Below are 22,109 nucleotides of genomic sequence, written 5' to 3' on the forward strand. Positions count from 1 at the left end.
CTTCTACTATGTATGGCTGACGACTACCTCTGCAAAGATATCATTATCACATTATTGCTTTCTTGCCGTCAATGCAAAAAACCTGATATAAAAAGTCTTTTTATACCATTGTAAGAGGAAAACGCTTAAATTATTCTGGAGGAGGAAAAACGATATGAAATTGGATTTTATAGGCGATATCCATGGATGTCTTCATGAATTAAAAGAAATGCTTTCGACGTTGAACTATAAGTACATCGATGGGAAGTGGACTCACCCTGATAACAGGAAACTCGTATTTATCGGTGACCTGACAGACAGGGGGCCTGATTCAGTTGGTGTTATAGAGCTTGTTTCTTCTCTTACTGAAAATAATATCGCTTACTATGTCCCTGGCAATCATTGTGATAAGCTGTATCGGTACTTTTTAGGAAGGAATATAGTGATCAGCCATGGCCTGGAAACAACGGTTGAAGAATTAGAGAACCTTGACCGCAGAACGTACAAAAAGGTTCGTGCCCGCTTTATGAAGCTTTTTGAAGGCTCTCCTCTTTATCATGAACTGGACGAGGGAAACATTGTAGCCGCCCACGCTGGAATCCGTGAAGATTATATTGGGCGCCATGATAAGAAGGTAAAAACCTTCGTCTTATACGGTGATATTACCGGGGAAAAAGAACCGAATGGATCTCCTGTAAGAAGAGATTGGGCAAAAAATATAATGGAGAATCCTGGATTGTTTACGGCCACACTCCGGTTACAAAACCCCGAATGTTGAACAGGACGATCAATATAGACACAGGCTGCGTATTTGGAGGGGCCTTAACAGCCTTTAAGTACCCAGAGAAAGAACTTATCTCTGTCCCTTCAACCATGCCATTTGTACAGGAGAAGTTCCGAGAATTCGAAGAAAATGAACTCTAAAGTTTTGAAGTCTCCTGTTCTTACCACGGAAGAAAGTCCGGAATTCTCGAGAACAAGATTCACGAGTATTTTGATCTGGACTTTCCTCCCTCTAAATTTTGGTATTTAAAAACAGGCTGTAGAAAAGTCTTCCTTGCAGCCTGTTGTTAGTCAATAGCTTCCCATGCCTGAGCCATGTCAGGAGGAAGTGACGAATGAACGTTTATTTTTTGAAAGGATATGGATGAATCGTTGAATAATAACCCGAGTGAAGTGCCTGGCGCCGGATATACCGTTGAGAACCTCCATACAGGTCATCCCCTGCAAGAGGGTGCCCGATATGAGACATATGCACCCTAATTTGGTGGGTTCGACCTGTCTCTAATGTAAGCTCAATCATACTGGCACTGTCTTTTTCCTTTATGACCTTATACGAGCTTTCTGCATAATCACCAGTGCTGATCACTATTCTTTCAACCATGCTTCCTTCCCTGCGTCCAATAGGTGCAATGATCTGCCCCTTTTTCGGAACAACACTGCCTTCAGCCACGGCAGTATACCTTCTCACTGACCTTCCTTCCTTTTGAAAAAAAGAAAGCCTCTCATGAATATATTGATGCTTTGCTACCGTTACAATTCCGCTTGTATCTCTGTCTAAACGATTTACAGCATGAAAGGCCGCTGGAATCTTTTGTTCTTTGTAATAATGGATGACAGCTTCAGCAAGAGAGCAGCCCCTCTCTCCTCTTCCCGGTATCGTTGCCATCCCCGCAGGCTTGTCAACAATGAGAAGATGTTCGTCCTCGTACAAAATAGATAGTGGACAGAAAAATGGTTCAAGTTCTTCGGAAGGTTCCTCCATAGGGAAGCACACTGTAACAGTATCTTCCGGCTTCAATAAAGCCCGCACTGTTTCCTCTCTTCCGTTAACCAGCAGATTCCCTTCTTTTTTTATCGCTTTCAACGTACGCCCTGACATGCCGATTTCATGTCTTAAAAAGGAACGGAGAGTGCCTTCTTCAAAGGTAGAAGGCACTCTCCATATAGCTTTAGGCGAATTCATTTACATCACCACTTTTACGTTAGTCGCCAATGAATGATTCCTTTACTCTTTTCCAGAAAGGAAATGGCCTGAAACGAGCAAAGCGAACTTTCTCTTCAGCTACCCGGCATTGAATGGATTTGACTTTGTTGTCTACTAAGGTTGTATGATCAATTGTCAGCTGCAAATCTACATCGTTTAATGGTCGTAACAAGCAGGTATGGTGCTGCGGCAGTACCAGGGGAGAGCCTACTGTCCGGTATACCCGGTTATTGATCGACGCCATCTCTGCTACTTGCATCGAAGCAAGAGAAGGATGCAAGATCGCTCCTCCTAGTGCTTTATTATAGGCTGTGCTTCCGGATGGAGTTGAAATACAAAGGCCATCTCCGCGAAAGGTTTCAAAATTTTCCCCTTTAATATCCACGTCGCATACTAAAGACCCTTCCATGGTTTGGACTGTACATTCATTAATCGCAAGATAGCGGTCAGATTGGGGTTGATTATAATGTCTCACAACAACCTCAAGCAAAGGGTATTCCACAATCTGAAACGGAGTCTTTGCAATATGGATGACAAGCTTTTCCACTTCCTCCGGCTTCCAGTCAGCGTAAAATCCTAAATGGCCGGTATGGACTCCCACAAAACACATGTCATCCAGCTTATCTTTATAGTGATGAAAAGCATGAAGAAGGGTTCCATCACCCCCAACAGAAATAACAATTTCCGGATTCTCTTCATCGTATTCAAGGCCAAAATCATTCAAATAACTTTTTACTCTTTGCTGGAGGGCGTTTGATGTTTCATCCCCCCTGGAGGTTACCGTGTATCTCATGTTACCCGTCCCCTGTCCTTCATTAATAAACCAGAAACTGGATCCTGGTGTTTTATCTTTGGTTTCTATTAGTCCTTTATATCCTGTGCTGATATTTGTATGGTGAATGTAAATTATGTAGACCCGCGCTGTTGAGATAATATTTGCTGAGCTTCCCGGACTTCCCCCTGAATTTTGGACATCTCTTCATCGAGCTGGAAAGCTGCTTCGGCCGCTCGCTGAAGACGTCTCTTAATGTCTTCAGGGATCTCCCGCTGTATTTGTAATTTAAGGAATGCTCTATGGTGGCCCAGAAATTCATAGCCATCGTTCTCACTTGAATTTCCACCATAACATCCTTTTGTCCTTCAATGGTATGGACAGGGTAGTTTACCACCATGTGATACGAGCGATACCCGCTTTCTTTCTTTTCTTTAATATAATCTCTTTCTTCAATTACTTTAAAATCCTTTCGTGCATGAACAAGCGCCACAATCGTATCAATATCGGTAACGAACTGGCAGACAATTCTTACACCGGCGATATCCTGCATTTCTTCCAGGCGATCCAGAGACATATTTTTTCTTTTTGCTTTATCAAGGATACTGGTGATTGGCTTCACCCGCGCAGTAACAAATTCTATAGGCGTGTGCTGAGAAGACCTTTGATACTGTTCTCTCAAACCTTTTAGCTTTACTTTAAGCTCTTCCACAGCCTGCTTATAAGGAGACAAAAAGACTTCCCAGTTGCTCATATGACCACCTGCTTCTTCTTACTTATTTAATTGAAAGGCGTTTTCAAAGGCCGCCACCATATCCTCTCCGTAGTTCCCGTTACCTTCGATGTTATCAAGAAGATATTCCAATTCTTCTTTGAACTTTCCAAGTGTTATATTTTCTGGTCCATCTAAAACAGCTGGAAGTTCTTTTTGATAGCCTTCATGTAATTGGGGCCACGTATGCTTTGGAAAACGAAGCTGGACAAACTGACCGTCAAGCTCCAATATATATACCAAAGCCAAGGCATCAGAGTCTGCAAGCATTCTTTCTCCGTCTTTCAGTTTCAACCACTCATCCTTTGGCCAATCTTCTATAGGAGTAAGTAATAGTTCATTTTCTTTAATTTTCACTTGCGTAATGGTAAGTACGTGCTGCTGCATGGTTTCACCTCATTATATTTCTATCAATAGTGCAGGGCTAAGCCTGAACAATCCTGTATTCCCTTTCTATTTTACCACACCACGCCTTTTCAACTCTAACAGAAGGCTGTCACAAGCCAGTATCATTCAACAAGATTCAGTCGGAGGCAGCGCTTTAAAGAACAGCTTCTATTGAACCTCCCTCTTTTTTGCCCCATACTGAAGACATGTTATCTTATATTCAATAAATGATTTTTTACCATAAATAAAAGGAGAGAAACTATGGGTCAAGATATTGAAATTGAAGGAAAGAATCTGGTTACCAAAGATGAGTTTGAACGCATCATGAAGGAATGGAACCTTTCTTATGATCAATTCACACGTCAACGCAACACCTATTTTGACACAGAAGATTTTCAAATAAAAGGGAAAAAAGCGGCTCTTCGCATCAGGGAGAAGAACAATCAATGGATGTTGACTCTGAAAGAACCCCACAAAGATGAGCTTCTGGAAACAAATCAGCTGTTAACCGAAAAAGAAGCAGAAAGAGCAATACAAACGGGACATATCCCTAAGGGAGAAGTTGAAAAACAATTAAAACTTTCTCTTTCCTTAACCGATATAAAAAAAGTAAACAACCTTGGTACACTGACTACATACCGTCTAGAGCTTCCTTATCAAAAGGGAGAGCTTGTATTTGACCACAGCACTTATTTGGATAAGGAAGATTATGAACTGGAATTTGAAGGAACGAGTAGAGACCATGTCGACAAGGTACTGATGTCCATCTTAGATAAATATGACATCCTAAAAGGGAAACACCAAACAAAATACAAAGGTTTTTTAATAGAAAAAGCGAATTAACAAAGAAAACGGAGTAGCTTTTCATTTAGGTTCATTTCTCCGAATCCTTTTCGAAGTTCCTTACCATCCATTTGCTCTTATGTATACTTTAACGAGGTGAAAGTAATGAATATTTCATTTATATCAGGTTCCTTGTTTTTTGATGGATCAGCCGGCCGTCAGAAGTCAATAAAAGACCCAGCTTTTCATTCATCATTTGACGCCCACTTACAAAACCTGACAGAAGCAATACCTTCTTCGTTTACAGAAGCCAGCTCTGTAAAGGAAGGATTAGCTGACCGTTCGCTGTTTTTAACACCTGCCGCAGCTGAGCGTTTTCATGAAGCTGCAATGAAGCTTGCATCAAAAAGTAAAACTTCACCACCTGCAGAGATTTCTCAGGCTCGTCTTCTTCAGAGAAGAAATCACTCTCTGCTTCTTCAAACTATAATCAATTAATTGAAGAGGCTGCCGAACGTTATAATCTGGATCCCCGCCTAATTTATTCAGTTATAAAGCATGAATCAAACTTCAATCCTAACGCCAAAAGTCATGCAGGAGCACAGGTTTAATGCAGTTAATGCCGGGCACAGCAAAGTGGCTGAAAGTCAATGATCCATATGACCCTAAACAAAATATTGACGGGGGTGCAAGGTATTTAAAAGATATGCTAAACCGCTATAATGGCAATACCCGGCTGGCACTTGCAGCTTATAATGCAGGTCCGGGGAATGTAGACCGCTATAATGGCATTCCTCCTTTTAAAGAAACGCAGGCATACGTACCTAAAGTTATGAACACCTTTCACTCGTTAGCTTAATAAAAATGATATGTAAGCAGGTCCAGCTTGTAACTGGATCTGCTTTTTTGTCTTCCTCCTTTTCTTCCCTCTCGTTCAGACCGTCATTTTAACCATACAGCACAAGTTCGTTATATTTGCTGATATAAAGATGCATTGCTACAATAAAATTGTAAATGATTTGTCATTTTTCATATTCCTTTCAATCTAATCGTTTATTTTTACAGAGCTTTTTTCTTGCAATCTATATTCCTTCCCGCTATCTTAAGTGAGAACGATTGTGGAAGAATAACAAGTATGGAAACCGTAAAAGGAGAAAACCTATGAAAGAAGAACAAAGCCCATTTGAAGGAATCGGCGGCCAAGAAACATTAAGCCGCCTTGTTGATACTTTTTATATACATGTGAAGAATCACCCTGAGCTGTCACCTATCTTTCCTGAGGACTTAACAGAAACAGCCAGAAAACAAAAACAATTTTTAACCCAGTTTCTTGGCGGGCCGCCCTTATACACCGAAGAGCATGGACATCCAAGGCTGCGTGCAAGGCACATGCCATTTCCTATCACACCCTCTCGTGCCTCGGCATGGCTTTCCTGTATGAAATTGGCTATGGATGAAGTTGGTTTGGAAGGCCCGTTGCGTGAACACATTTTTGATCGATTAACTTTTACTGCACACCATATGGTCAATACACCTGAAGAATAGACAGAAAGGAGTGTGGACCATTGAAAAAGAGGAGAAAAAGGTTCAATGTGATGACTGGCTTGGCATATGCGGGATTCTGCCGAAGAAGCTGAAGCACTGAGAACTCCAAAAAAGAAAATAGAATTATACGTCTTTACAGACCCTCTTTGTCCAGAATGTTGGGCCTTTGAACCCACTCTAAAGAAATTCATCATTGAATTCGGCAGTTATTTTTCTATTCGTTTTTTCATTGCAAGTCAGCTCGAGTCGCGGGATTCTTATGATTCCAAACATAAGAAAAACCCTAAGAATTTAGCGTTAAGGTTTGAAGAAACGGCAGCAAGAACAGGGATGTCCTGTGATGGGGATGTCTGGCTGGAAAACCCTCTTGTCTCTTCTTATGTCCCTTCACTTGCCATTAAAGCTGCCGAGATGCAAGGAAGAGCAAAAGCTGCCACTTTTAGTCGTAAACTGAGGGAAAAACTTTTTCTAGAAAAACAAAATGTGGCTGACGAAAAGGTTCTTTATGAGATCGCCAGAGCAACAGGACTGGACGAAAACAGCTTTCAATCTGACTTTCATTCAACCTGTGCCATCAAGGCGCTTCAGTGCGATATTAAAACGACAAGAGAAATGGAAGTAGACCGTGCTCCCACCTTTGTATTCTTTAATGAAAAAATTGAAGAAGCCGGCCTGAAGGTACCTGGCTCCTATCCATACGAAGTATATGTTGATATTCTCACTGAAATGCTGGGCTTTACGCCCAAAAGGGCAGACAAACTTCCTCTGGAGGATTTCTTAGAAAAGTTTCAATTCGTCGCAAGCAAAGAAGTTGCTGTAGTTTATGATCTTTCTCTCAAAGAGGCTGAATCCTGTTTGAAGAAATTGATGTTGAAGCGAAAAGTCGAGCGAGTGCCAGTAAAGTACGGAACCTTTTGGAAATATTTATCCTCTTAAGCTCTGAGGCAAAGTACAACATTTGCATACAGCGCGTTACTTCATATTGCCATTTACGGTATCTTTTATTCCGCGGGCAGCGCTTCAGCTTCCTTATGTAAAGCCCATTGCTGCATGACCTTGAGCTGTGGCTTTTCACTGAAATCTACAGAAGTTCCACCTGAAAAATTTATTAACAATTAAACCAACATGCCTTATCGTGCAATCTAACGTTTTTCACTTTCAAAAAGGAATAGCCTTTCAGTCATGGACATATATTCAAGAATGAATTTCATGGCAAAGGGGAGGACAAAGTGCTGGCATTTGGTGTAGGAATCATTCTAATTATATTGAGCTTTTTCTTATTTATACTGGGGGTAATGCATTTTATCCCTGTTGCTGCAGGCAGCCTTGCTTTATTTTTTTCTATTCTTTTTACCGTTCACTGTTTAAATGAGCGCAATAAATTTAAGGGGATATCATAAAAAGGCACAGCTCGGGCTGTGCCTTTTTTCATGGCTTATTTTTCCTTCATCTCTAAAAGCTTTTCCATTTCATTCAATGTGTCCTCAAACACACTCATCGCTTCTTTGATAGGTTCAGAGGATGTCATATCGACCCCCGCTTTTTTCAATACTTCAATAGGATAATCTGAGCTGCCCGATTTTAAAAATTCCAGATACCTTTCTACTGCTGGCTCTCCTTCTTCTAAAATTTGTTTAGATAAAGCTGTCGCTGCACTATAGCCAGTTGCATATTGATACACGTAAAAATTCATATAGAAATGAGGGATTCTGGCCCATTCGAGTCCAATTTCCTCATCCAAAGTTATATCATCTCCAAAATACTTTTCGTTTAACTTATAATAAGTCTCATTCAGCAAATCCGGGGTAAGAGGTTCACCATTTTTCCCTTTCTCATGAATGATTTGTTCAAACTCAGCAAACATAGTCTGGCGAAAGACTGTGCCTCTGAACCCTTCAAGGAAATGGTTTAACAAGTAAAGCTTTTTATCCTTGTCATCAATTGTCTTCAAGAGGTAATCATTAAGCAGGGCTTCATTTAATGTAGAAGCGACCTCGGCCACAAAAATGGTGTAATCAGAGTAAATGAACGGCTGGTTTTCCCTGCTGTAATAGCTGTGTAAAGAGTGCCCTAACTCATGTGCAAGAGTAAACATGTTGTTTACATTATCCTGCCAGTTCATCAAAATATAAGGCATCGTTCCATACGCTCCGGAAGAATATGCTCCGCTTCTTTTCCCTTCGTTTTCATACACATCAATCCAGCGGTTTTCAAAGCCTTCTTTTATCTTGCTCACATACTCTTCCCCTAGAGGCTGAACTCCGTTTACAACGTGCTCCTTTGCCTCTTCATAGCTGATTTTCATATCTACTCCCTTTACAAGCGGGGTGTATAAGTCATAATTGTGTATCTCATCAAGCTGTAACACTTTCTTCCGAAGGCTTACGTACCTGTGAAGGAGATGGAGATGTTCGTTTACTGTGTCAACCAGCTGGTCATAGACGACCTCTGGAATGTTATTATTACTTAACGCTGCCTGGCGTGCAGACTCATAATTACGGACGTTAGCGTAAAATAAATTTCTTTTTACTTGTCCGCTTAACGTGCTGGCAAATGTATTTTTATACTTTCCATACGTCTCATAAACAGCTTTAAACGCATCTTTTCTTACACGGCGGTTCTCACTTTCATAAAACGTCAGAAGCCGCCCATGTGTGACCTGGGTTTCTTCCCCGTTTTCATCCTCAATGGAAGGAAATTTCAAATCAGCATTGTTTAACATGCCAAAGGTGTTCCCTGGTGCGGAAGTTACTTCTGACGCTTGAGCCAAAATAGACTCTTCTGATTCATTTAATACGTGAGGACGGTTTTTATTGATCTCATCCAGTGCGTGAGCGTATACCTGCAATTCCTTTTTCTCTTCAAGAAAATCATTGATTTTATCCTCGGGTACGTTAAGAATTTCAGGGACAATAAAAGCCATAGCCTGCCCTGCTTGGGAGGCAAGGCTTGATGCTCTTTCGTTTAAGCCTTGATAATAGGAATTCCCTGTATCTTCATCGCTACGCATATGAGCGTATGTATATAAACGTCCCAGCTTTTCAGCAATTTTATCCTGAAGGGCTAACAGTCCGTATAACTGTTCTGCCGATTCTCCCGTTTTTCCTTTGTACTCTTGCAAATCAGGCAGCAACTCTTTTATATGATTAAATTCTTTTTCCCACTCTTCATCCGTGGAAAAAATATCTTCTAGATTCCATGTTGTTTCAATTGGAAGATCTTCCCGTTTCGGTAAGCTATTGTTCTTCTTCTCTTCACTCATTTAGCATCCTCCCACGTAATATATATTCTGTTTCCAATTTTAACGAATGATGAAAAGTTTCTCCAGCAAAAATGGCTATTCCTTATAATCCTTCCCTTTAAAAAAGAAAGCTATGTTAAAGATGAAGATAAATGACCTTAATCATCATTTCGGATCCTTCCTAATTACTGGAGCTTCTTCATGTATTCTTTTTCTGCCAGGCGTCAAAAGAAGAGAAAAATGAAAAAAATGCTTTCGATATCTTTACGTCTAAAAAATATCCTTCATCCAGAGATGATGGAAGGTACAAAGAACGTTTCTGCTTCCAAACCCCTTTTTCCACCTCCTCTACCAGCCCTGCTTTTTCTATAAACCTAATGTAGATAAATAAGTATTCATCATGTCTGGTTAATAAAGGCAGCACTCGTTTTTGAAATCCATTCTCCTCCATTCGTCCATTGAACTCCTGCCAAAGAGTCTTTTCCTTTATCGTCCTCCCTTCTTTTACACATGTACTTAGAAAAAAAAGGAGCCAGCTCTGCCACCACAAAGGTTTGGTTATTAATTCCTCCTTGTTTACTATTGGCCAGCCCGCTTCCGCAGAAAACAAGCTGCTGTCTCTATAATGAGAAGCAAATAATTTATTCACTTCGTTATAGACTATTCCTTCGCGATTATTCTTACGACCATATCTCCATTGTTTTTTCACTTTCATCCAGGCAGGAAATAACACGGTCGGGGGCTTTGTTGGAACGGGCGGATTAAACAAATGGGAAAATGAAAGTTCTGTTTCATGAAGTAAGGTCTGCTGATAAAAGGTACGGCGTGAGGAAAGGCTAGTAAGAGGGAACAAAAAATGAAAGCGCTGCTGAGCAGGGGAATAGTAAATAAGAAAACGATGAGAAAGTGAGACGCTTTCTCTTAAGGGAATCCATTCAAAAGAGTAGAGAGAGGTTATTCCTTCGAGGCTCATTGGGTGCCGGGACCGGAATCGCTGCAGGGAAAATATCCAAACAGGCCACACTCCCTCTTTAAGATAATCCCTTGTACGGTTTAAGCATTCCTCGTCTGTCATAGAAGCGCATTGGAATTCAATTGCTACGGGACGTGGGGCAAGGGGAAGATAAAGATCAGCTCGTCTTTTTGTAACGGGGAGAGTATGTTCCAGAAATACGGGTAAACCTTGCTTTTTCAGCCAATAATATAGGCGTTGTTTTCCTGCAAGATGCTCTTCTGTTTCGGGTTCATTTTGAGAAGAGCATAACGAAGAAATTTTATGAGCAAAATGCCACTGGCGTTTGGACCCTTTTTTTAAAATAACTTCACTGCTGCAAGCAGGACAAAACAGCAAGCTGGCATTTTGGGCTTCTTCTCTTTGATAAGAATGTAACAAGGAAATGATAGAACCATTACTTTTTTTAGCTACGAACATAAAACACCTCCAATGAATATTCAATTCACCAGAAGGAAGACGAATTCCTGCTCTGTAGAAAAGTTGGTATGGTTTATGAAAGGAGAATCTCGGTGAATCAATTTAAAAACGGGGACAAAGCTTATGTTATTTACCGCAACCCTCACACTCAAAATGTAGCAACCATTCAGGAAGCAATCATTACTGAAAGCCCGGAAAACAATGAAGAGCTGTCATTATTTCTAATGGATACCCACTATCCTCTTCAGGATGATTATGCGATATATACAACGTATGAAGAAGCAGTAAAGATGTACAATTATTATTTCGAAGACAACGAACAAAGTGAAATGTAAAAAGGAGATGGATGATGAAACCTTTTTATCCCCAGCTTGTATATATTGAGCCAAGAGCCTTAGAATACCCACTTGGCAGGGAATTAAAAGCCAAATTTGAAAAGGAAGGAGTAGAAATTCGGCAAACAACCTCTCATAATCAAGTTAGAAACCTGCCAGGAGATACTCACTTACAAAAATACCGCAAAGCCAAATCAACCTTGGTTGTAGGTGTCCGAAAAACTCTGTCCTTTGATTCATCCAAGCCTTCTGCTGAGTATGCTATTCCCTTAGCCACTGGCTGTATGGGACATTGCCATTATTGTTATCTTCAAACAACAATGGGAAGTAAACCTTATATTCGTACCTATGTTAACCTAGAAGAAATTTTTGAAGCAGCAGATAAGTATGTAGAAGAAAGAGCCCCGGAAATAACCAGGTTTGAGGCTTCCTGTACATCTGATATCGTTGGAATCGACCACCTAACACACACGCTTAAAAAGACGATAGAGCATATTGGGCAATCAGAACATGCCCTGCTTCGATTTGTGACCAAATTCCATCATGTCGATCATCTTCTTGATGCCAATCATAACGGCCGGACAAGGTTTCGATTCAGCATTAATGCTCCTTTTGTCATTAAAAACTTTGAACCAGGCACCTCACCATTAGACTTACGAATTGAAGCGGCCGCAAAGGTAGCAAAGGCTGGCTTCCCTCTTGGCTTCATCATAGCACCCATTTACATCCACGAAGGATGGGAAGATGGATACCTTGGAATGCTTCAACACCTAAGCGAAACATTACCTTCTTCTGCCACGGATGATTTAACCTTTGAATTAATACAGCACCGGTTCACAAAGCCGGCAAAGCGAGTCATTGAACAAAATTATCCGATGACCAAGCTGGAATTAGAAGAAGAAAAAAGAAAGTATAAATGGGGACGATACGGGATAGGTAAATATGTGTATCAGACAGATGAACAAGAAAAAATAAAAGAATTCTTTTCCAAACACCTCTCTGAGTATTTCCCGGAAGCAAACATAGAGTATTTCACGTAAGCACGCTCTTTTTAGCTTGTAGTTGATTTTCCTAGACGCTCACATGCACCTAACGTACAAGTGCCATATCCATTCATGAATTCTACATCCCAATCACGATATCTTCTATGCTTTAGGCATGACCTCAACTTCCTCGAAAAACACCCTGCGGGACCTTCGGCTCCTCCTAATGCCGAAGCTCTCGCTCTTTTATTTACAAACAAAAGCCTTATAAAAAGACTATTCGCCTATAACAGAGTCCTATAATAATGGAGATAGAAGCCTGGACGTTGATTCTACGACTCTTGTTACAAATGGCCTCTTTTGAAACTCTGGCAGCATAATCCGGGTGGAATGCTCCAAGTCATAAATATAATCTCCCACCAGAGTGGTTACACTTTTTGTCCGGTAAAGGAAGGCATTAACTTCAAAATTCAAATGAAAACTTCTCATGTCCATATTTGCTGTGCCTAAAGAGGCAATCTCATGATCGACAATCATAATTTTACTGTGCATAAAGCCACGGTCGTATTCATAAATTTTCACCCCTGCGTCCATGAGTTCAGGAAAATAGGAACGCGATGCATAAAATACAATCCGTTTATCTGGTTTTGCAGGCATTAACAACCTGACATCAATTCCGCTCAAAGCAGCAATCTTTAATGCAGACAAGATATCATCATCAGGGATAAAGTAAGGGGAAGCAATCCAAATTGATTTTTTTGCAGAAGTAATCATAGAAAAAACAGTTTTTTAATGACTTCCCACTTTGTATCCGGCCCGCTTGCGATCATTTGCACGCCCCCATCTTGTTTTCCCTCCGGAAGAGCCGGCGACAAGTACTGAGGTTCTAAAAGCGCTTTGCCTGTCGAATAGTACCAATCCCTCAGAAATATTAATTGAAGAGTTCTGACCGCTTCTCCTTGCACCATTAAATGGGTATCCCGCCAGATCCCAAAGTACTTATTCCTTCCCATATATTCATCCCCAATATTGAGCCCGCCGACATATGCAAGCTGACCGTCAATGACGATAATTTTCCGGTGGTTACGGTAATTTACTTGATGTGTGATCAGAGGGAGTCTGACAGGAGCAAAAGGAACCATTTCCACTCCTGCATTTTTCAACTCTTTAATATACTTTTTTGACAGCTTCCAGCAGCCAACTGCATCAAACAAAAAACGAACCTTTACCCCTTCTTCGGCTTTCTGGATAAGTATCTCCTTGATCTCCTGGCCCAGCTTGTCATCTCTTACAATATAATACACTAAATGAATGTGATCTTTAGCCATTTTTAATGTTTGGGTAATGTGGGTGAAGGTTTCTTTTCCGTCTGTCAGCACTTTCGTATTTGTATTGAAATTTATTGGATTATTTCCTATTCGATGAGCTAGACGGAATAATTGTTCCTGCCTTCCCATTTTTCTGAGCTCCCCTTCATCTAAATAGCGGCTTTGTTCTATTTTTTCAAATGCCTGCTCTTGAAGGGCTGCTTGTTTCGTTAAGTTTTTGTTTTTGCGATGATTTTGTCCAAACAGTAAATAAAAAATAAACCCGACAACAGGGAACACACCTAAGACGATCAGCCAGGTCAATGTCTTTGTTGGATTTCTGTTCTCCAGAAAAATAACAATCGCTATAAAAATGACTGACAAAGTAAAAAGAAGGGTGATGGCTCCTACAATCCAGCCATCCCATAAGTCCCGGCTTATATAAAAAACAGTAACCAATAGCAATAAAAAGACGACAATATTAAAACGGTTTTTCATGGTCATTTCTCCAATTCATAAGCTGTTATTTTATGTATGAGATAAATACTTCCTTTCCACTTCCTTTTCTTCCTCATTCCCTATTTATATACTGTTCAAAAGCAAAGTCTCTCTTGCTCTCTTTTCAGGAACGCGCAAAAAAAGCCGGTTCCTTAATGGAACCGGCTTTAAAAAGGCACGATTTCTCTTGATTATGAAAAGTTATCTTTTATAACCTGCAAACCGTTTTCTTCTACAATAGTCTTACCATACTCTCTAATACGGTAAATCGACACGTCAGACTCTTCTCCATATTCGAGCACCCGGCTTAACATATCATCCTGTTCATCTTCTGTGTAGTGATTATCAAAGAGAAGATACAAGTAATAGGAGCCTTGGAAGTGGTATACTTCGTTTTTCACGTACGATGCATCAAAGGATTGACTTAGTGATATCAAATCCTCTAAATCCTTAAATTCAATAACAAGTTCAAGTTCTTCATCCTGGTTTTGACTATATTGACGACTCTTTTGGGAAGAACGGAACTGTTCATCCAGCATATCAACAATGTTATCATCCACAGGCATGTCTTCACCTTTATCCTGAGTTACAGGAATTTCCAGTTTCACATTACCATCAGAAATCTGGCCTCTAGTTACTACTACTTCAAGTCCTTTCTCTAGAGCCTGGATCTGGATCCAAAGGGGACCTTCTATTTCAAATGAATCTTGATGATCCGTTGCTTCATTCATCATTTCAAAAAGAGCTCTTCTCCACGTTCTCTGTTATACCAGATCTCATCTCTGTCAAAACCTCTATCTTCAATGTCACGATACGTGATATAAAACTTAATTGTGGAGTCATTAATTCTTTCGATTTCCATGATTCTCTCCCTCCTACTAGGTAAGGTCGAATGCTTTTCTCCAAGATATCTTTAGTACGGCTATACCCAGTGCAAAGCATCTATAATCTTATCGTTTATTATATTAATTATTTTATACGATAAGACGATTGTTGTTAAGGCTGGTGCTCATCCCTTACTGTTTTTCGTTTATGATGGGAGCGGAGCGAATCAAGAGAATGGGTCGTGTAAACCTTTTATTAAATCATTATTTTCAAGGAAAGCGCGTGCATTGTCAAGAATTATTTTGAAAATTATAATTACAACAACAATTATTCCCTTCCTACATATATTATAACATTTCTTCAGCTCGTTTCGGTATAGAAAACCACACTTTTCTTCTCCTATATGCTTCGTTGTTTGAAGGATTGCCAAACTTTGTTCTATTTATGTAAATAGTATGTAAATGAGAAAAAGCTTCTACAATTGATAAGTAGAAGCTTTTTCTTTTTATACATTAATTCACCATTTTCTGTGCTTCTAATAAGTTAAAAGTACGAACTTTTCTCGGTAGAAAACGGCGAATTTCCGCTTCATTGTATCCAACCTGCAAACGTTTTTTCATCAAAAATAATCGGCCGTCTCAGTAACCCTGGATGTTCACTGATTAACTCGAATAATTGCTGCAAAGGCATAGATTCAAGCTCAACTTCTAGCTCTTGGAACACCTTGGATCTTTTTGATACAATTTCGTCGGTTCCATCTTCTGTCATTCGAACGACTTCTTTAACTTCATCCACGGTAAGAGGAGATGCAAATACATTTCTCTCTTCATATGGAATATTATGTTCTTCCAGCCACGCTCTTGCCTTCCGGCATGATGTGCAGCTTGGAGATGTGAGCAAGGTTACCATTGGTTGAAACCTCTCCCTTCAAAGAAACGATATATTATATTAAAGAGTTTTCCACGGTAGTTCTTCATCTTTACAAATATAATTATACAATAATTATTCTAATTTGGGTACATTTTTTCAAGATATTCGTTTTTTTTGACATAGTTACATAATTCACAGCTTACAGATACGCACAATCTTTATATACCTTTTCTAAATTCTCTATAAACCTTTTTTTCATTTTTTATCATAAGGGCTTTGCTTGTCACATTTTGTTGTTGATGTTCAGTAAACGATGCTCCCATGAACATGTCACAGCTTCAACAGAAAAATGAAGCCGCCTTACTTTTATCTACAATCAAATCCCTTATAGAAGTCACTATTGGACTATAACAGAGCTATAAAAAAGAAAACCGCAGTGATAGCGGCTTTCTTTTTTTGGTTCAGGCAGATGTCTTTGTTGGCTGAGCAGGACCTCTTTCAGGCTGAGGCAGTCTATTAAGATCCTTTAAATTCTTCCTCAGCATATCACGAAGGACCTCTCTTTTATTTTTGCGTTTCAGCTTTTGTTTGTTTTTCATTATTTCTCCCTCCTTGTGAAAGAGATGTTCGAGTAAACTTTGTTTGATTGACAATCCAAAATTAGAACATGCTCTGACAAAAAGAGGATGGTACCTTGAAACCATAGAGGATGAGCAGTTCTAAACTTCTTCTTTCTTCCGTTCTGATGCCTTTTCAGTGTAAGTCAGAACTTCATCAACATCCTGATAGGATTCTCCATATAACTGCTGGTCCTTGTACGTATGAATGTTTTCATAAGTGTGCTTCATCTTCTCATAAATGGTTTCCTCTGATTCATTTCCAGGAGACCAATATAAAATCTCTAACGTGTTCACTTCTTTAGTTGCTAAGGAACGGCGGCTATAGCCTATCGACTTTGCATGTTTAAACCCTTCCCGCTGATAAAAACGAAGTCTTTTTTCACTATCTGTGTCTTCGTAGTCTAGTGGCTCTACTTCAAGTATAATTGGTTTTCCTTTTTTCTTCAACTTATCTATAAGCTTATGGCCCAAGCCTTGTCCCCGGCTTTTCTTCGAAACAAATAGATAGTCAATGAAGACAAAGTCTTCTGTTTCCACATACATAATGACATGATGAGGGCCTTCATCTTTACGGTAAATGTCACCTTTTTCTTTTAAAAGCAGCTCCATATGCTCCTTCGACTTCATTTCTTCTATAGGGAAATACTGGTTCAGCTTTTCGTACCAATTCATATGGTTACTATAACCTCCATTTGTCTTCTCCACTACATTATACGAGAATTCTGATTATTTTGGAACCACCTGCCTTTAGTTTCCGCACCCTTTCACCTTTTATCCACCTAATGATCCCAATAAAAAAGATGCCTCATTCCTGTCACGAGTATGGGACTGGAATAAGACATCCTCTTTGCTTTAATCTAATGGGGTGTAATCTACCCCTTCGGTATAATTATTACTTGCATTCCACAGCAGGAATTCATCAATGCCATTTTCATTTAAGGCCCTGATTTGAGCTTCCACCTCTTCTACTCCATAAGGGATATAGTTACCGGCACCAAGGTAGCTCGCTGTGAAGTCCTGAATCCATGGTCTTGATACCGGTGGATCATCAAGCTGTCCCAGCACTTCATTTTCTACTTGAGCATAGGCATCGGTCAGTTCGTATGGGTATAAGTCCGGCTTGTCTAATCCAAAATGAGGAGTCCAATGACTCGGATAAATCATGGAAGAAATAACATCTACATTTTCTGAAATTTTCACGATATTCTGTCCAATGCCAGGAGCGTTTTCCACTGTAAATGCATAACCAAAAACATCAACCGAAACATCTACATCATAGGCGCCTCCAAGCCTCTCCCTGGCATGTGCCACAAAGTCGGATACAGCATCCACTCTCGCTTCCACATCATCATCACTGTCAGCGTAATTTCCATGGTCATAATCTAACACATCGTACCTGTTTTCAAACCCTTCCGGAAAACGCACATAGTCAAACTGAATTTCCTGGAAACCCAGCTGGGCTGCTTTTTCAGCAATGTCAATGTTATAATCCCAAACTTCTTCAACAAACGGGTTCACAAAGGCTTCTCCTCTGTTATTTTTCCACACTTCCCCATCTTGAGTGAAAGACCATTCCGGTCTTTCTTCTGCTAATACAGTATCTTTAAAAACCACCACACGGGCTATCGGATATATTTCATGTTCTTCGAGGGTAGCCATCATTTCCTCAGGGTCATTAATCCATTCCTGGCTGATATCCATGTACGGAGAATCTTCGTTTGGCCTGAATGTCAGGTGGCCATGATCATCCTTGACATCAATAACCATCGCGTTTAGCTCCGTTTCGTTTGTTAATTCAATAAGTTCATTAAACTTGGAGCCACCTGCTGAGTGGCCGGTTACAAATGTCCCACGAACTGCGTCCGGATATTCAAAGGTGTAACCGGACTCATAGCGAAAACGCAGCATTCTTTCTGGCAATTCTCTTTCTTTTGCTTCTGATACTTTATGACTGTGCTGTCCAACGTCAGACGTTTCTTCAGCTTTTGCAGATTCAGGAGAGATAAACAACACGGTAGCCAACAATGCTGTCCCTGCTCCAATAGCATATTTTTTCATTTTCCCACTGCCCCTTTTATGTATAGTTCACATTCTGATTCCCGATTTCCAGACAAATATTTGGAATACATATCATTTTCAATATACTTTCTTCCAAAATTATACTACGCTCAAGATTGCATACCAATAGATTTAGGGAAAAATTTCATTTCTTTTACAACTTTCTTTGTTACTCCTCCCGCGATATGTCATTATCTCCCTTCTCTCGCAATTTTTTATTACTTCTCGCAAGGTTTGTTTACCCTGTCTATATTGAAAAAAACGAGTAACAAGCAATTAAAATTATGACGAATACCTTGTATATATTGTGACTAAGATAATATAGGCAGCGGTAAACTAAAACGTTTAAATTTCACTTGCAAGTATGTTTGGAAATCGTTATAATAGTAAAAATATATTTAGAAGAGACTATAAGTATAGGAGGGATTTTGGTGAGACAAGTAACGCTATTACAAATATTTAATCACCCGATCGCCCAAAAATATGTAAAGCGCGCTGGTCTGGCCCATGCCATTTCTGCCTCCTATCATGCATTTCGTCTTTCTCACGAATTCGGAGTGAATCCCGACCTTGCTGCAAAAGCAGCCTTCCTTCATGATATGGGGCATTATACGTGGTATAAAAATGGAGAATGGGACTTTAATTTATATAAAGAAAATGACATTCACGCCATCAAGGGAGCTGAGCGGCTCATAAATTATTAGTGAGGCTTGGTGAAGACCGACGTTTTGCAAAAGAGATTGCATTAGCAATTCTGCTTCATACAGATTCTTATCTGCCTGAAGCCGATTTAAACCGAAGTAATCTTCAGCGAGTCGTCGCACTTGCAGATGAAATGGACGAGGAACCAAACGGACGTCACCATTACCGCCGCATTTCCGAAGAAAAGGCTTATGAAAAGCTGAAACAGCTGGATGGAATGATTGAGAAAGCCCTTTATGAAAGAAAGCTTAAAGAATCGGTGTAGCTTTACCTACTATCGGGTGATCAGCAAAGTAAAATAAAAAAAGCCATCAACCCCCTTTAAAAAAGGCTTGATGGCTTTTTTGTTATTTGCTTTTTACATATTTGTATAAAGCGCTCATGTCTTCTTTACCTAATTCCATCTCTTCTGCTTTTGCAAAAGCCTTCGTTATACTTTGACCAAATTCTAAAGAAACATTTGCTTCCTCAGCCATTGCACTCATCAATCTAAGATCTTTATGAAGGAGTTCAAGGGCAAAGCCTGGTGTGTACTGCTCCTTGGCAATAAAATCAGGATAATGCCTGTCATAAATTCTGCTCTGAGCAAAACTTTTACTAAGAACACCATAAAGAAGGTCCCGGTCAATACCAGCTTCAGCCGCCAAATGCATCGCTTCACTTACAGCCATGGTATGCATACCGACAAAATACTGGTTGATCAGCTTCACCTTCGTCCCGCTCCCGGATGGGCCGGCATATGTAATATTCTCGCCGACTGTTTCAAGAATTGGGGTGACTTCCTGAAACACCTTCTCGTCCCCGCCAACCATAATGGCTAAAGTTGCTGCTTCTGCCCCTGTTGTGCCTCCGCTAATCGGTGCATCTAAAAAGTGCACCCCTTTCTCATTAGCCTGTTCATAAATTTTAACGTTCAATTCTGGGGAAACCGTACTAAAATCAATGATCGTCAATCCTTCTTTCGCATGTTCCAGAAGGCCGTCTTTCCCCAGAATCATGTTTTCCACATCATCCGGCATAGGCAGGCATGTCATGACAACATCAGCTTCTTTTGCCAATTGGGCAACAGATTTCCCTACTTTTCCGCCTTGTCCGGCAAACGTCTCTTCTTTTCCTTGAGAACGGTTTTTGCCGTAGACTTCATAGCCAGCTTTCACAAGATTTACAGCCATGGGAAGTCCCATATTCCCAAGCCCTATGTATGCTAATTTTGTCATTGATCTTCCTCCTCTCCGGCTCTTTATTTCCAGTGATCAGACACCAATGCCCATTCATGGACTTCAAAATCTCTTGCCCCTTCGGCCACAAATGGATCCTGCTTTACCAGTTCTTCAACTTCCTCCTGGGATTCTCCTTTATAGATGACCAATCCTCCTGCGCCATCAACAAAGCGTCCATAAGCAGGAATCGTTCCTTCATCTTTTAGTTTGTTTAAAAAATCTAAATGAGCTTGTCTGTATTTGTCACTAAGCTCCTTATCTTTCATTGGTAAAAATGCTGCAAAATACTTCATCTTACCTCTCCTCCCAAATTCCAGCAAAGGCTGGACAATAGTATAAATTTTCAAAATGTTACTTTCACCTATTTATTTTAAACTTGTTTTCTATATAGATAAAGTATTTTGTTTTCTGGTGTTAGGTTTTATTGTTTCATGGCTTTTCCCGTGAGTAAAAACGGCCAATTATTCAAAATTTTCCATTGACTGAGTACGAAAGCGGTGGTATGTTTAGTTTGTAAACAAGGTTCATTTAAAGGGGAGTAGCGTCCAAATGGTTGGCGGGTCGTCATGACAGTGAGTTTCTCACTCGGTCCGTTGAGCTTTGAAGTCCAGGTGGCTCAAGGTACGCAAGACCTTTTTATGAAAGCTTTTTGGGCAGAAAACCAGAAGGCTTTTATAAAAAGGTCTTTTTTGTGGAAAAAGCTCCCTGATTTTTCTTAATGAAAAGACCTGAAAATGTCCTTACTATTACGGAGGGAAAAGGAGACAAACACTATGGCGTTCTTTTTATTTACTATTGCCGCCATTTTCACCGTGCTGGCCGCAATCAAACTTTCCACTTATGCCGATGTCTTAAGTGAGAAGTCAAAGCTTGGAGGATTGCTGGTAGGAACGCTTCTTTTAGCAGGGGCAACCTCCCTTCCTGAAGTGACAACCAGTTTAACAGCCGTAGTGCTTGATAATCCTGACATTGCTGTTGGAAATGTATTAGGAAGCAATATGTTTAACCTGCTGATCATTGCAGTATTTGATTTGTTTTACCGTAAGGAAAAGCTCTTTGGTCAAACTTCTAAATCCCATGCTTATACATCAAGTTTAGGACTGTTTTTAGGCTTAATGGTCATCTTTGCTCTCTTTGTCAGAACTGATATTTCCATTCTTGGCATTGGACTTGATTCTTTTCTTATTCTTGCCGTGTATATAGCGGGATGGTTTTGATCAGCAGAGTAAAAGGAGAAGCTCCGGTTCAGGGGAATGAAGAGGAATCTGACTACCATACACACGCCATTTCATTAAAGCGAGCAAAGATAGGGTTTCTTATTGCAGCGGTGATCATACTGCTTGCCGGTTCTGTTCTTACAATTACAGGAGATCAGATTGCCGTCATTACGGGCCTGGGCTCAAGTTTTGTAGGAAGCTTCCTTATCGCAGCTTCCACATCCTTGCCAGAGGCTGTTTCAGTGCTAGTGGCTCTTCAATTAAAGAACCACAACCTGGCTTTAGGCTCCATTCTTGGAAGTAATCTCTTTAACATCATTTTGTTGTTTGTAACAGATTTGGCTTATCAGCCTGCCCCAATTCTTCAGGCTGTAAGTGATGTTCATATGATTACGGCAGTTGCTGTAACAATTCTGTCAGCTATCGTCCTCTTGTCTATCTTTCGAGGACGGAAGGATCATATTTCATTTTATCCCCTGCCTTCAGCTGTATTGATTGTTTTCTATTTTGTCTCCTCCTATTTAATATTCATTGCTTAAATAATGAAGTCATCGTGAAAAGCGAGTGTAATTGAAC

The 22,109-nt window shown here is 40.2% G+C and carries 19 protein-coding genes and 7 pseudogenes; 12 read left to right on the forward strand and 14 right to left on the reverse strand.

The window, feature by feature from the left end:
* Nucleotides 1-154 precede the first annotated feature (154 nt).
* A pseudogene (gene prpE / locus JCM19033_RS00720) lies at nt 155-903 on the forward strand (bis(5'-nucleosyl)-tetraphosphatase PrpE).
* A gap of 202 nt (nt 904-1,105) precedes the next feature.
* Here the strand turns inward: prpE and JCM19033_RS00725 are convergent.
* The 4 genes and pseudogenes from JCM19033_RS00725 to JCM19033_RS00740 form a co-directional block, all read right to left on the reverse strand.
* On the reverse strand, nt 1,106-1,945 hold the full coding sequence (locus JCM19033_RS00725; protein ID WP_054634914.1) for an RluA family pseudouridine synthase: 840 nt from the start codon (nt 1,943-1,945) through the stop codon (nt 1,106-1,108).
* Nucleotides 1,946-1,964: 19 nt separating this feature from the next.
* Entirely contained in the window at nt 1,965-2,759 is a 795-nt protein-coding gene (locus tag JCM19033_RS00730; RefSeq protein WP_054634915.1) for an NAD kinase, read from the reverse strand.
* Nucleotides 2,760-2,872: 113 nt separating this feature from the next.
* A pseudogene (locus tag JCM19033_RS00735) lies at nt 2,873-3,492 on the reverse strand (GTP pyrophosphokinase family protein).
* A gap of 18 nt (nt 3,493-3,510) precedes the next feature.
* Nucleotides 3,511-3,897, reverse strand: coding sequence for a hypothetical protein (locus JCM19033_RS00740; RefSeq protein ID WP_054634916.1), 387 nt, complete (start codon nt 3,895-3,897; stop codon nt 3,511-3,513).
* A 261-nt stretch (nt 3,898-4,158) separates the two neighbouring features.
* Between JCM19033_RS00740 and JCM19033_RS00745 the strand changes: the two genes are divergently transcribed.
* The 6 genes and pseudogenes from JCM19033_RS00745 to JCM19033_RS23995 all read left to right on the forward strand — a co-directional run bounded on the left by JCM19033_RS00745 (nt 4,159) and on the right by JCM19033_RS23995 (nt 7,625).
* On the forward strand, nt 4,159-4,740 hold the full coding sequence (locus JCM19033_RS00745; RefSeq protein WP_054634917.1) for a CYTH domain-containing protein: 582 nt from the start codon (nt 4,159-4,161) through the stop codon (nt 4,738-4,740).
* A 105-nt stretch (nt 4,741-4,845) separates the two neighbouring features.
* Nucleotides 4,846-5,178 carry a hypothetical protein gene (locus JCM19033_RS00750; RefSeq protein WP_054634918.1) on the forward strand — a complete coding sequence of 111 codons (333 nt, stop codon included), beginning with the start codon at nt 4,846-4,848 and terminating at the stop codon, nt 5,176-5,178.
* Nucleotides 5,157-5,539, forward strand: a pseudogene (locus JCM19033_RS00755) (lytic transglycosylase domain-containing protein); the annotation flags it as partial. The gene JCM19033_RS00750 and the pseudogene JCM19033_RS00755, both read left to right, overlap by 22 nt.
* Before the next feature lie 302 nt (nt 5,540-5,841).
* Nucleotides 5,842-6,225, forward strand: a complete 384-nt coding sequence (locus JCM19033_RS00760) for a globin (protein WP_054634920.1) — start codon at nt 5,842-5,844, stop codon at nt 6,223-6,225.
* A gap of 66 nt (nt 6,226-6,291) precedes the next feature.
* The gene (locus tag JCM19033_RS00765) at nt 6,292-7,161 is read left to right on the forward strand and encodes a ClpXP adapter SpxH family protein (RefSeq protein WP_083465194.1); all 870 of its coding nucleotides are present in this window, start codon (nt 6,292-6,294) and stop codon (nt 7,159-7,161) included.
* A gap of 293 nt (nt 7,162-7,454) precedes the next feature.
* The gene (locus JCM19033_RS23995; protein WP_198153375.1) at nt 7,455-7,625 is read left to right on the forward strand and encodes a hypothetical protein; all 171 of its coding nucleotides are present in this window, start codon (nt 7,455-7,457) and stop codon (nt 7,623-7,625) included.
* A 35-nt stretch (nt 7,626-7,660) separates the two neighbouring features.
* On the opposite strand, the gene pepF is transcribed toward JCM19033_RS23995, so the two are convergent.
* Nucleotides 7,661-9,487, reverse strand: a complete 1,827-nt coding sequence (gene pepF, locus JCM19033_RS00770; RefSeq protein ID WP_054634921.1) for an oligoendopeptidase F — start codon at nt 9,485-9,487, stop codon at nt 7,661-7,663.
* A 178-nt stretch (nt 9,488-9,665) separates the two neighbouring features.
* Nucleotides 9,666-10,898 carry a competence protein CoiA gene (locus tag JCM19033_RS00775; RefSeq protein WP_054634922.1) on the reverse strand — a complete coding sequence of 411 codons (1,233 nt, stop codon included), beginning with the start codon at nt 10,896-10,898 and terminating at the stop codon, nt 9,666-9,668.
* 92 nt (nt 10,899-10,990) lie between these two features.
* On the opposite strand from JCM19033_RS00775, the gene JCM19033_RS00780 reads away from it, so the two are divergent.
* The gene (locus JCM19033_RS00780; protein ID WP_374701186.1) at nt 10,991-11,233 is read left to right on the forward strand and encodes a transcriptional regulator SplA domain-containing protein; all 243 of its coding nucleotides are present in this window, start codon (nt 10,991-10,993) and stop codon (nt 11,231-11,233) included.
* 11 nt (nt 11,234-11,244) lie between these two features.
* Nucleotides 11,245-12,273, forward strand: coding sequence for a spore photoproduct lyase (gene splB / locus JCM19033_RS00785; RefSeq protein WP_054634924.1), 1,029 nt, complete (start codon nt 11,245-11,247; stop codon nt 12,271-12,273).
* A 240-nt stretch (nt 12,274-12,513) separates the two neighbouring features.
* On the opposite strand, the pseudogene cls reads toward splB, so the two are convergent.
* From cls to JCM19033_RS00810, 6 genes and pseudogenes are all read right to left on the reverse strand, one after another.
* Nucleotides 12,514-14,021, reverse strand: a pseudogene (gene cls / locus JCM19033_RS00790) (cardiolipin synthase).
* Between the two features lie 191 nt (nt 14,022-14,212).
* Nucleotides 14,213-14,883 (reverse strand): annotated as a pseudogene (gene mecA / locus JCM19033_RS00795) (adaptor protein MecA).
* A gap of 475 nt (nt 14,884-15,358) precedes the next feature.
* Nucleotides 15,359-15,755 (reverse strand): annotated as a pseudogene (gene spxA, locus JCM19033_RS00800) (transcriptional regulator SpxA).
* A gap of 422 nt (nt 15,756-16,177) precedes the next feature.
* Nucleotides 16,178-16,315, reverse strand: coding sequence for a hypothetical protein (locus JCM19033_RS24000; RefSeq protein ID WP_198153376.1), 138 nt, complete (start codon nt 16,313-16,315; stop codon nt 16,178-16,180).
* Nucleotides 16,316-16,435: 120 nt separating this feature from the next.
* Nucleotides 16,436-17,008, reverse strand: a complete 573-nt coding sequence (locus JCM19033_RS00805) for an N-acetyltransferase (RefSeq protein ID WP_054634925.1) — start codon at nt 17,006-17,008, stop codon at nt 16,436-16,438.
* Nucleotides 17,009-17,188: 180 nt separating this feature from the next.
* On the reverse strand, nt 17,189-18,394 hold the full coding sequence (locus JCM19033_RS00810) for a putative glycoside hydrolase (RefSeq protein ID WP_054634926.1): 1,206 nt from the start codon (nt 18,392-18,394) through the stop codon (nt 17,189-17,191).
* 431 nt (nt 18,395-18,825) lie between these two features.
* Here JCM19033_RS00810 and JCM19033_RS00815 point away from each other — a divergent pair.
* A pseudogene (locus JCM19033_RS00815) lies at nt 18,826-19,361 on the forward strand (HD domain-containing protein).
* Nucleotides 19,362-19,443: 82 nt separating this feature from the next.
* On the opposite strand, the gene JCM19033_RS00820 reads toward JCM19033_RS00815, so the two are convergent.
* Both JCM19033_RS00820 and JCM19033_RS00825 read right to left on the reverse strand, forming a co-directional pair.
* The gene (locus JCM19033_RS00820; protein ID WP_054634927.1) at nt 19,444-20,313 is read right to left on the reverse strand and encodes an NAD(P)-dependent oxidoreductase; all 870 of its coding nucleotides are present in this window, start codon (nt 20,311-20,313) and stop codon (nt 19,444-19,446) included.
* A gap of 23 nt (nt 20,314-20,336) precedes the next feature.
* The gene (locus tag JCM19033_RS00825) at nt 20,337-20,609 is read right to left on the reverse strand and encodes a YciI family protein (protein WP_054634928.1); all 273 of its coding nucleotides are present in this window, start codon (nt 20,607-20,609) and stop codon (nt 20,337-20,339) included.
* Nucleotides 20,610-21,089: 480 nt separating this feature from the next.
* Between JCM19033_RS00825 and JCM19033_RS26955 the strand changes: the two genes are divergently transcribed.
* A complete protein-coding gene (locus JCM19033_RS26955; RefSeq protein WP_306301173.1) occupies nt 21,090-21,533 on the forward strand; it encodes a hypothetical protein in 444 nt (147 codons plus the stop codon).
* Nucleotides 21,530-22,072: a sodium:calcium antiporter gene (locus tag JCM19033_RS26960; RefSeq protein ID WP_306301174.1), complete on the forward strand. Its 543-nt coding sequence runs from the start codon at nt 21,530-21,532 to the stop codon at nt 22,070-22,072. The genes JCM19033_RS26955 and JCM19033_RS26960 overlap by 4 nt, the downstream gene beginning before the upstream one ends.
* Nucleotides 22,073-22,109: the final 37 nt, after the last annotated feature.

It is taken from the genome of Thalassobacillus sp. C254, from assembly GCF_001310615.1.